This is a genomic window from Allobosea sp. LjRoot9, assembly GCF_964252745.1.
GTDB lineage: Bacteria > Pseudomonadota > Alphaproteobacteria > Rhizobiales > Beijerinckiaceae > Allobosea.
The window spans coordinates 1,263,309-1,273,100 of sequence record NZ_CAXUPC020000002.1 but is presented as its reverse complement, the minus strand read 5'-3'; the positions used below and the strand labels follow the sequence as shown (position 1 = coordinate 1,273,100).

General features: G+C 66.0%; 8 protein-coding genes. 1 reads left to right on the top strand and 7 read right to left on the bottom strand.

The features are described 5' to 3' along the window. Positions 1-179 precede the first annotated feature (179 nt). Positions 180-2,465: an NADP-dependent malic enzyme gene (locus tag ACSQ3P_RS14550; RefSeq protein WP_436166215.1), complete on the top strand. Its 2,286-nt coding sequence runs from the start codon at positions 180-182 to the stop codon at positions 2,463-2,465. Between the two features lie 104 nt (positions 2,466-2,569). Here the strand turns inward: ACSQ3P_RS14550 and ACSQ3P_RS14545 are convergent, their stop codons facing one another. The 7 genes from ACSQ3P_RS14545 to ACSQ3P_RS14515 form a co-directional block, all read right to left on the bottom strand. Next, the gene (locus ACSQ3P_RS14545) at positions 2,570-2,872 is read right to left on the bottom strand and encodes a plasmid stabilization protein (protein WP_436166214.1); all 303 of its coding nucleotides are present in this window, start codon (positions 2,870-2,872) and stop codon (positions 2,570-2,572) included. 81 nt (positions 2,873-2,953) lie between these two features. Then, complete coding sequence (locus ACSQ3P_RS14540) at positions 2,954-3,160, bottom strand: hypothetical protein (protein ID WP_103721182.1); 207 nt, start codon at positions 3,158-3,160, stop codon at positions 2,954-2,956. A gap of 138 nt (positions 3,161-3,298) precedes the next feature. Then, positions 3,299-4,363, bottom strand: a complete 1,065-nt coding sequence (locus ACSQ3P_RS14535; protein ID WP_436166213.1) for an HlyD family secretion protein — start codon at positions 4,361-4,363, stop codon at positions 3,299-3,301. A gap of 13 nt (positions 4,364-4,376) precedes the next feature. Then, on the bottom strand, positions 4,377-6,017 hold the full coding sequence (locus ACSQ3P_RS14530; RefSeq protein ID WP_436166212.1) for an MFS transporter: 1,641 nt from the start codon (positions 6,015-6,017) through the stop codon (positions 4,377-4,379). Next, positions 6,014-6,475, bottom strand: coding sequence for a MarR family winged helix-turn-helix transcriptional regulator (locus ACSQ3P_RS14525; protein WP_436166211.1), 462 nt, complete (start codon positions 6,473-6,475; stop codon positions 6,014-6,016). The genes ACSQ3P_RS14530 and ACSQ3P_RS14525 overlap by 4 nt, the downstream gene beginning before the upstream one ends. A 109-nt stretch (positions 6,476-6,584) precedes the next feature. Beyond that, a complete protein-coding gene (locus ACSQ3P_RS14520) occupies positions 6,585-8,162 on the bottom strand; it encodes an ABC transporter substrate-binding protein (protein WP_436166210.1) in 1,578 nt (525 codons plus the stop codon). Next, positions 8,159-9,688, bottom strand: a complete 1,530-nt coding sequence (locus ACSQ3P_RS14515; RefSeq protein WP_436166209.1) for a serine hydrolase domain-containing protein — start codon at positions 9,686-9,688, stop codon at positions 8,159-8,161. Before ACSQ3P_RS14515 ends, ACSQ3P_RS14520 begins: the two co-directional genes overlap by 4 nt. Between the last annotated feature and the right edge of the window lie 104 nt (positions 9,689-9,792).

Genomic DNA, 9,792 nt, shown 5'->3' with positions numbered 1-9,792 from the left:
GCTATGTCGGCGATTTCGTGCAGAGCGTGCGCGGCCGGCTCTGACGGCACTGAGCGCCTCGCCGCGTGATTTTCGCCTTGCCGGCATGAGCGTTGATCGTTGCGCGTATCTTGTGGGCAGGCGGGGGCTTGCCTATGGTCCGCCTCCTTCAGGAAACGCTCACAAAAAAGAATACGTTCATGAACGACCAGCCACCGATCAAACGCGCTCGCCCGACCTTCACCGATCAGGAGGCGCTGCTGTTCCATTCGGAAGGGCGGCCGGGCAAGCTCGAGATCGTCCCGACCGTGCCGATGGCGACGCAGCGCGATCTTTCGCTGGCCTATTCGCCCGGCGTCGCCGTGCCGGTGCTGGCGATCGCGGAAGACCCCTCCAAGGCCTATGACTATACCGCGCGGGCCAATCTCGTCGCGGTGATCTCCAACGGCACCGCGATCCTCGGCCTCGGCAATCTCGGCGCGCTCGCCTCGAAGCCGGTGATGGAAGGCAAGGCGGTCCTGTTCAAGCGCTTCGCCGATGTCGATTCGATCGATCTGGAGGTCGACACCGAGGACGCCGACACCTTCATCAACGCGGTGCGCTATCTCGGTCCGTCCTTCGGCGGCATCAATCTGGAGGATATCAAGGCCCCGGAATGCTTCATCATCGAGCAGCGCCTGCGCGAATTGATGGACATCCCGGTCTTCCATGACGACCAGCACGGCACCGCGATCATCGCTGCTGCGGGCCTGATCAATGCGCTCGACCTGACGGGCCGCGACGTCAAATCGACCCGCCTCGTCATCAACGGCGCCGGCGCAGCCTCGATCGCCTGCACGGAACTGCTCAAGGCGATGGGCTTCAAGCCCGATAACGTCATCCTCTGCGACACCAAGGGTGTGATCTACCAAGGTCGCACCGAGGGTATGAACCAGTGGAAATCAGCCCATGCGGCGATTACCGACCGGCGCACCCTGGCCCAGGCGATGGAGGGCGCCGATGCCTTTTTCGGCCTCAGCCAGAAGGGCGCCGTGACGCCGGAGATGGTGGCCTCGATGGCGCCCAACCCGATCATCTTCGCCATGGCAAATCCTGATCCGGAGATCACGCCCGAGGAGGTCCACGCCATCCGCGACGACGCGATCATGGCGACGGGCCGCTCGGACTATCCCAACCAGGTCAACAACGTCCTCGGCTTCCCCTTCATCTTCCGCGGGGCGCTCGATGTCCGCGCCACCACGATCAACATGGAGATGAAGATCGCTGCGGCCGAGGCGCTGGCCTCGCTCGCCCGCGAGGATGTGCCCGACGAGGTCGCCGCCGCTTATCAGGGTTCGCGGCCGCGCTACGGCAAGGAATACATCATCCCGGTGCCGTTCGACCCGCGGTTGATCCATGTCGTACCCGTCGCCGTCGCCAAGGCTGCGATGGAGACCGGCGTCGCCGGCAAGCCGATCGTCGATATTCCCGCCTATAAGGCCCAGCTCTCTGCGCGGCGCGATCCCGTTGCCGGTACGCTGAACCGCATTTTCGAGCGCGTCCGGCGCTATCCCAAGCGCGTCGTCTTCGCCGAGGGCGAGGAGGAACAGGTCATCCGCGCGGCGGTGTCCTTCGTCAACCAGGGGCTCGGCCACGCCATCCTGGTCGGGCGCGAGGAGCGCGTCTACGAGACCGCGACCTTCCTCGGCGTCGACCTCGAGGCCAAGGGCATCTCGGTCCAGAACGCCCGCCTCTCGCGCCGCAACAGCGCCTATGCGCAATATCTCTATGAGCGGCTGCAGCGGCAGGGTTATCTCTTTCGCGATTGCCTGCGCCTGATCAATCAGGACCGCAACCACTTCGCCGCCGCGATGGTGGCGCTTGGTGATGCCGATGCGATGGTCACAGGCGTGACCCGCAACTACTCGATCGCGCTGGAGGAGGTTCGCCGCGTCATTGACGATCGGCCTGGCCACAGGCTGATCGGCGTCTCGATCGTGCTCTCACGCGAGCGCACCGTGCTTGTCGCCGACACAGCGATCACCGAAATGCCGACGGCGCAGCAGCTTGCCGAGATCGCGATCGAGGCCGCCGGTGTTGCCCGTCGTCTTGGCTACGAGCCCAAGGTCGCCATGCTCGCCTTCTCGACCTTCGGCCACCCGGCCGGCGAGCGCTCGGAGAAGGTTCGCGAAGCGGTGAAACTGCTCGACGGCCAGCGCGTCGATTTCGAGTATGACGGCGAGATGGCCGCCGATGTCGCGCTGAATCGCGAGTTGATGAGCCAGTATCCGTTCTGCCGCCTGAGCGGTCCGGCCAATGTGCTGGTCATGCCGGCGTTCCACTCGGCCTCGATCTCGACCAAGATGCTGCAGGAGCTCGGCGGCTCGACCGTGATCGGCCCGCTGATCGTCGGCCTCGACAAGCCCGTGCAGATCGTGCCGCTGGGCGCCAAGGATAGCGACATCGTCAACATGGCGGCGCTCGCTGCCTTCAATATCGGCGGCTGAATCCCGCCGTCATTGCGCGGAGCGCAGCGACGACGCAATCCAGGGGCCGTCGAGCGGAACCCTCTGGATTGCTTCGCTGCGCTCGCAATGACGCCAAGCCCCGCTCAGGACGCCTTCTTCCTACGCGTTTCGGCGGCCTTCTTCGCGGCAGCGGAGCGCTCTGCTGCGGGCCGGGAGGCGGAGGCTTGTCCGCCGATCTTCCCGCCTCGTTTTGCCGAGACCTTGGTGTCGGGCACGCCTCGGCCTGAGCCGGATTTGTTGCCGCCGCCGCTCTCCTTGTTGACGGTCGCCCAAGCGCGCGCCTGCGCCTCGTCATGCGGGACGCCGCGCTCCTCGTAGCTCTCCTCGATATGTTCGGCTTTGCGCTTCTGCTTGTCGGTATAGGCGGATTTGTCGCCGCGTGGCATGGCCTGCCTCCTCGCTGGAAAATCTCCGCAAGGGAACGTCAGGCTGGCGATGCGGTTCCCGTGAGGCCGAGTGCGACGCTCTTAGTGAGGCTCGACGGCGGCGTCGAAACAGGCCTGGAGCATCTCGCGGCAGGCCGCGAGTTGGGCGCGCGCCGAAGCAAGCGCGACATGGGGCGCGATATCGGCGAGGTCGCGCAAGGCGACATCGACCGCCGTGATCAGATCGATGTCGGGGAGGGCCTCGCTGGCATCGGCAAGCGGGAGGCGGAACTGCAGGACTTGACCCATGAGCAACTGACGGCTTGAGCGAATCGGGTCATTAGAATCGTCCGGGAACGTCAAAAAACCCGTTAACGATAATCGCAATTGTACCGGGCGGGTCGCGAAGCACGGCAAAAGGGCTCGAACCGCACGACCGAATTCTCGTCAGCGCAGGGCCGGCACGCTCTCCGCGGCTGCCGCCGTATCGATCTTGACGACGACGGACATGCCCGGTGCGAGCTGCGCGGCCAGCGGCTGATTGTCGTCGATCGCGATGCGGACCGGCAGGCGCTGGGCGATCTTGGTGAAGTTGCCGGTCGCGTTGTCGGCCTTCAGCACGCTGAACTCGGAGCCGGTCGCGGGCGAGAATTCCTGGATGTGCCCGGTCAGCGTCTGGTGGCGCAGGGCGTCGACAGTGAAGCTCACCGGCTGGCCGAGCTTCATGCCGTAGAGCTGGGTTTCCTTAAAGTTCGCGATCACCCATTTGCGGGCCGGCACGAGCGAGGCGAGCTGCGTCCCGGCCGAGACATATTGCCCGAGACGCACGCCGATCTCGCCGAGCCGGCCATCCTGGGGCGCCAGGACGCGGGTGTTCTGCAGGTCGATCTCGGCGAGCTGGACCGTAGCCTCGGCGCTCTGCACCGCCGCTTCCAAGGACTGCCGGTTGACGACGATCGACTGCAGATCCTGTCGCGACACTTCGAGCGCGGCCTGTGCCTGCCGCAGGCCCGCGCGCGCCTGGTCGAGCGCCTGGGTCGCCTGGTCGGCAGTGGCCTGGCTCGAGATGTGCTTTTCCAGCAGCGCGCTGATGCGCTCGTCGGTGGCTTCCGCCGTCCGCAGCGCCGCCTGCGCGCTGGCGATCTGCGCCTCGCTCGAGCCGATCTTGGCCTGGCCCGAGCGGACGCTCTGGTCGGCGTTGGCCAGATTGGCCTTCTGGCCGGCGAGCAGCGCCTGCGCCTGCTGGACCTTCTGGTCATAGATCCGGTCGTCGATCTGGACGATCAGGTCACCGGCCTTGACGAGCTGGTAGTCCTGCACGGCCACCGTCTTCACATAGCCGGCCAGCTGCGGGCTGATGATCGTGACCTGGCCCTTCACATAGGCGTTCTCGGTCGTCTCCACCGAGCTGTGGAAGGGCGGCAGCTTCCAGGCATAGAGCACGAGCAGCGCCCCGCAGAGGGCAACGAGAAGCGCGAGCAGGGTCGCGGGCGAGCGGAGCGATTTCAACATGGCAGGTTCGGTTCTAGGCGGCCGTAAGGGATCGCCGGCTGGCGATCGCCTGCCGGAGGTTCAGGTAAAGCAGATGCGCGGTCAGGGCGCAGAGCGCGAAGCCGGAGATCCAGCAGATCAGCAGGAAGATGTCGTTATAGGCAAGGATATTGGCTTCCCGCGTCGCCTGTTGCGCGAGCAGAGCGAGCCCTTCCGCGTTCAGCAACTGGCTGTCGGTCAGCACCTTGCCGTAAGAGCTCGCCAATTGGCGGACGCGCTCGACGACCAGCGGGTCGCTCAGCGTCAACCGCTCGACCAGATAGCTGGAGTGGAACTGCTCGCGCAGCACGACGAAGCTGGTGAAGAAGGCCGACCCCATCAGCCCGCCGATGCTTTGCGTGAACAGGAAGGTGACGATGAAGCTGGTGATGTATTCCGGCCCGCGCTTCATCGCCACCGACAGCCCGGTGGACAAGGACGGTGGCAAGAACAACGCTCCGCCGAAGGCGATCAGCGCCTGGCTGAAATACATGTTCGCCGGGCGCGTCAGGTTGGTGGCCTGGCTGTCGAGATAGGCGCCGACGCAGACGCAGATCAGCGCGAGGCCATGCAGCGCCGGAATACGCTCCGGCTTCAGCAGGGCGCCGCAAGTCAGGCCGCCCGCCACGGAGGCGAGCAGGATCACGCCGTAAAGCCCGGCGCTCTGCTCGTTGAGCAGGCCAACCGTCTGGAACAGGCCGATCGCACCTGCGGTCTGCTCGGACAGGACGAGGCGGAAGAGCAGCATGATCGCGGCCAGATGCAGGATCTCGCGGCTCATCAGCCAGCGCACATTCAAGAGCGGAGCCTCGCGCTGCGCCTCGATCGCGACTGCGAGGCCCAGCGACAGGAGCGAGGCTGCCAGGCACCAGCCGAGCCATGGCGCCTCGAGCCACCAGTAATAGCGCCCGAGCGCGAGCACGACGGCGAGCAGGCCGAAGCTCAGCGCGATCAGCGGATAGCTGACGAAATCGAGCTTGCGCAGCACCTTGGTGTGCACGATCGGCGTCAATGGCAGGAGATAGACGACTGCCGCCGCCAGCAGCGCCAGCCCCATCTCCATCATATAGAGTTCGTGCCATTGGCCGAGATCGAGCAGCGCCGGCGCGAGCAGCCGCGCCAGCGTCGGCGTCGCCGCCGTGCAGGTCAGCGCCAGGCTCAGGCCCCAGCTCATCTTCTTCGACGCCGGAAAGGCCTCGAGCATGTAGAGGAAGCCCAGCGTCGATACCGGCGAACTGGCGATGCCGGCGAGGAAGCGGATGGCCACGGCCGCGCGCAGATCATGCACGAACAGGTGCAGGATCGAGGCGAAGACGAAGACGCCCAGGCTCAGCAGCGCGAAGCGGCGCAAGCCGAACTGGATGCGGATCTTGGTCAGGATCAGGGTCAGGCTGACATTGGGCGCCATATAGGCGGCGATGAGCCAGTTCGTCTCGGTCAGCGTCGCGCCGAGCGAGCCCTGGATCTGGGCGGTGTTGCCGGCGACGAAATTCATCCCCAGCCCCTGCGTCGTCCAGAGCAGGACGGAGGCGCCGATGCAGGCGATGGTCCGTTGCAGGGTCGGGTCGGGCGGCGGGGGCGCGACGGCGGGCGCCGGCGCGGGCTTGGGCGATGTGTCTTCGGCTGCGTTCGTCATGACGCGACATGCCCGTCCATCGCCGCCTCGATGTTTTCGAAGACGCGGCCGAGCACGCGAGTCGCCACCGCCAGCTCCTCCTCATCGACGCCGCGCAGCATGAAGGCGCTGACGATCTGCGAGAGTTCCTCGACCTGCCGGAGTTCGCCTTGCGCGGACTCGGTCAACGACAATTGCTTGGCCCGCCGGTCCCCTTCGACGGCGCTACGCTGAATGAAGCCCTGATTTTCCATGGCGTCCAGCAGCCGGACCAGAGTTGGGCTTTCGATCGCGAGGAATTTCGCCAGCTCGCTCTGATTCACACCGGGGTTGCGGGCGATGTGAAGCAGCGCCCGCGCCCGCGCCAGCGTTAGCCCCTTTTGCCGGAGCAGGCTGTCGAACGTGGTCTGCATCTTGCGGCTGGCGGTCGAGAGACCGGTCACGAATGCGAGTTCGGAGGCGGGGCGGGTCGTGGTCATGAAAATTAAATAGCATGCTAATTACTCGCATGCATATAAAACCACGAGGCCCGCCCTGCAAGAGCCGGAAGACGCTCCGGCTCTTGCAGGGCGGGCCTCGGGAGCCGTTTCAGTTCTTCTCGATGTTCCAGAACAGCATCACGGGCGCGCTCAGCACGCCCATGACATTGCTGCGCCGGGCATAGGGTTGGTCGAATTGGCCGAGCACCCGATAGGGCTGCACCTCGGCCAGCCGGCGATGCAGGACTTCGATCGCGAGCTTACGGCTGGCGTCGTCGGGCGCATCGACGACGGCACCGCGCAAGAGCTCGGCTTCCGCGTCGCAGGGCCAGCCGGCCCAGGCCTTCTCGCAGGCCATGTTGGTGCCGATATTGGTCAGCGGCGATTGCATGGTCGCGCCCGAGGCCGTGGTCACGAACAGGTTCCAGCCGCCCTGATCGGTGGTGCCGCGATTCTGCTGGCGCGTCGTGACCGTGCCCCAGTCGGAGAACTGCAGGTCGATATTGAAGCCTGCCTTCTTGAGGCTGTCGGCGGCGACTTCGGCCATGCGACCGATCGCTGGAATATCCATGCTCGAAGTGAGCACGAGCTTTTCACCCTTGTAGCCGCTTTCCGCCAGAAGCTGCCTGGCCTTGGCGAGGTCGGGCTTGCCGAAGATTTCAGCGCCGGCCTCGGTGCCGTCGGGGCTGCCGCAGATGAAATAGGAGTTGCAGCGTTTCCACCACGTCTCGTCGCCATAGCCGCCAGCCATGAACTCGGCCTGGTCGGTGGCATAGGCGAGCGCGAGGCGGGCCTTGGGATTGTTGAAGGGCGGATGCAACTGGTTGGGGCGCAGCAGCGCCTGGGTCGCCAGGTTGTTGTAGCGCTCGATCTTGACATTCCTGTCGCGCGAAATGACCGGGACGAGGTCCTGACTGGGCTGCTCCCAGATGTCGATCTCACCAGTCTGCAGCGCCGCGGCCGCAGTTGCCGGGTCGGGCATGATCATCCACTCGACCCTGTCGACCTTGACGACGCGCCCGCCCGAAAGCCCGTCCGCCGGTTCGGAGCGCGGCACATAATCGGGGTTGCGGTCATAGACGACCTTGGCGCCGCTACGCCATTCCGCCTTGTTGAAGCGGAACGGCCCGCTGCCGATGGTCTCGGAGATCGGCTTCATCGGATCGCTGGTGGCGTCGCTCTCGCGCATGATCGCCGGGATCTGGCCGACAGCGGAGCCGAGCGCGAACGGTACCAGTGCCATCGGGCGCTTCAGCTTGAGCGTGAAGCTCTTGTCGTCGATGGCCTGCATGCCCTCGGTGTATTCGCCGAGCTTGCCGCCAATCGTGTCGCGCGCCATCCAGCGCTTCAGTGAAGGAATGACATCGCGCGTCGTCACCGGCTGGCCATCATGGAATTTCAGGCCCGGGCGCAGAGTAAAGGTCCAGGTCAGTTTGTCGTCGGAGGTCGAAAAGCTCTCGACCATCTGCGGCTTGGGATTGAGGCTGGCGTCCCAGGCAAACAGCGTCTCGTAGATCATCAGCCCATGCATGCGCGTGATCACGATCGAGGATGCGACCGGGTCGAGATTCTTGAGGTCGGAATGAGGTACGACGCGCAGGATTTTTCCGGGCGCCGGCTGCGCTTGAGCGGAGAGGGCAAGACAGGCGGCTGAGATGACCAGGGCGGCAAGACGCGAGATTTTCATGACCGGGTTCCTTGTTCGGCAATGCGGTCGAACTGCAGGACGCGGGCGCGGTGGCTGGCGAGATGAAGCGACCCGTCCGCCTGCAAGCAAAGACAAGGCCGGTGTCGCCACGGGCCATGGCTCAGATCGGCGAGCGCGCGACCGCCTGACAGGGCGGTGAGCACGGTTTTGGTTCCAGCGTCCCCCGCCCAGGGCATGACCGCGGCACCGTCCGGGTGGATCCGGATCTCGGCGCCGAAGATGCGCTCGCGCCAGCGCCCGGGCAGTCCTCGGTCGAGAGCCGTTCCCGCGGGAACGCGCGAGAGGCGGCGCCGGACGCCGCCGATCGTGCCCTCGAGCGTGTCGTTGTCGGTTTGCCTGAGCCTGATGTCGAGATAGGCGGGCAGACTGCGCAGGCCGTTGTCGCCGTCGCTGACGAGGCGCTCATAGCCGCCCATGAAGCTGATCGAATCCGGCGCGAGCTCCGCCCAGTACGGGCCGCTTTCGGCGGCGAACAGGCCTGTGGGCGCATCGTTCGCGGGACCGGGCAAGTCCCGGCCCAGCAGCGCGGCAAGCACGCGCAGGCTCAGCCAGAGCGCATCCTCCTCGCGATTGGTCAGCACGACGACGCCGACGCCATGGGCGGGCGCCATCAGGAAGTGGTTGCGATAGCCGGGCAGCGAGCCGCCATGGCCGACAAGCGCGACATCCTCCAATGCGCTGCAGACCAGTCCGAGCCGATAGACGCTGGCGCTGCCATCGGTGAAGGCGCGCGGCGCGGTCAGGCGCTCCAGCATGCCGGCCAGCGAGCCGCGCCCGGCGAGCAGGGCCGAAGCCCAGCGCGCCAGTCCTGCGGCACTGCCGGCGATCCCGCCCGAGGCCGAGAAATGAAAGCCGTAGCGGCCGCGCCGCCAGCTTTCGCCATCACGCCAATACCCCGTCGCGAGACCGGGCACGATCTCGGTCTCGTCCTGCGGAAACCGGATCGGCAGGTCGAATTCCGCCATCAGCCGGTCCACGGCCTCGGCATAATCGATCCCGAGCCGCTTCTGCAGCACGAGCTGGCCGAGACGCCAGCCGGTGTTGGAATAGGCCATCTCCAGCCCGGGCTCGCCATTCAGGGACGGCAGGCGTTGCGCTACGGCGAGGATTTCGCTGGCGCTCAGGCTGGCGGTGTAGGGCACGCCGCGCTGCCAGAACACCTCCATCATGTCCGGCAAGGCACCGGTCATGTCGAGCGCACGGCCGAGCGGCAGTCGGGCGAAGGCCTCGGGCAGATCCGCAAGCCATGTCCCGAGCGCGGCGTCCAAGGGCACATCCGCCTGCAGCAGCAGGGTCGCCAGAATATGCTTGCTGATCGAGGCGAAGCGGTTCGTCGTATCCGGGGTGAAGGCGAGCCCGTGCTCGATCACCGCGAAGCCGCCGCTCAGCGCCTCACGCACGCCGTTGCTGTCGAAGATCACGACCGCTCCGCCGGGGCCGCCTTCCTGTCGCCAGCTCTCGGTGATGCTTGCAGCCTCGGCCCTGGCGCGCGCCCAATCCAGCATTTCGGTCTCTCCTCATCGATCGAGCGATCGCTGGCAGCGAGTGTCGGGGAAGTTCGGTGGCCGGCGCAATCTCCACGCCATGCAGTGGGAGCAGGCCTGTGCGG

Bases quoted from the DNA above. Each gene is read 5' to 3' on its own strand.
- ACSQ3P_RS14550 (WP_436166215.1), top strand. From the start codon at position 180: ATGAACGACCAGCCACCGATCAAACGCGCTCGCCCGACCTTCACCGAT.
- ACSQ3P_RS14545 (WP_436166214.1), bottom strand. From the start codon at position 2,872: ATGCCACGCGGCGACAAATCCGCCTATACCGACAAGCAGAAGCGCAAA.
- ACSQ3P_RS14540 (WP_103721182.1), bottom strand. From the start codon at position 3,160: ATGGGTCAAGTCCTGCAGTTCCGCCTCCCGCTTGCCGATGCCAGCGAG.
- ACSQ3P_RS14535 (WP_436166213.1), bottom strand. From the start codon at position 4,363: ATGTTGAAATCGCTCCGCTCGCCCGCGACCCTGCTCGCGCTTCTCGTT.
- ACSQ3P_RS14530 (WP_436166212.1), bottom strand. From the start codon at position 6,017: ATGACGAACGCAGCCGAAGACACATCGCCCAAGCCCGCGCCGGCGCCC.
- ACSQ3P_RS14525 (WP_436166211.1), bottom strand. From the start codon at position 6,475: ATGACCACGACCCGCCCCGCCTCCGAACTCGCATTCGTGACCGGTCTC.
- ACSQ3P_RS14520 (WP_436166210.1), bottom strand. From the start codon at position 8,162: ATGAAAATCTCGCGTCTTGCCGCCCTGGTCATCTCAGCCGCCTGTCTT.
- ACSQ3P_RS14515 (WP_436166209.1), bottom strand. From the start codon at position 9,688: ATGCTGGATTGGGCGCGCGCCAGGGCCGAGGCTGCAAGCATCACCGAG.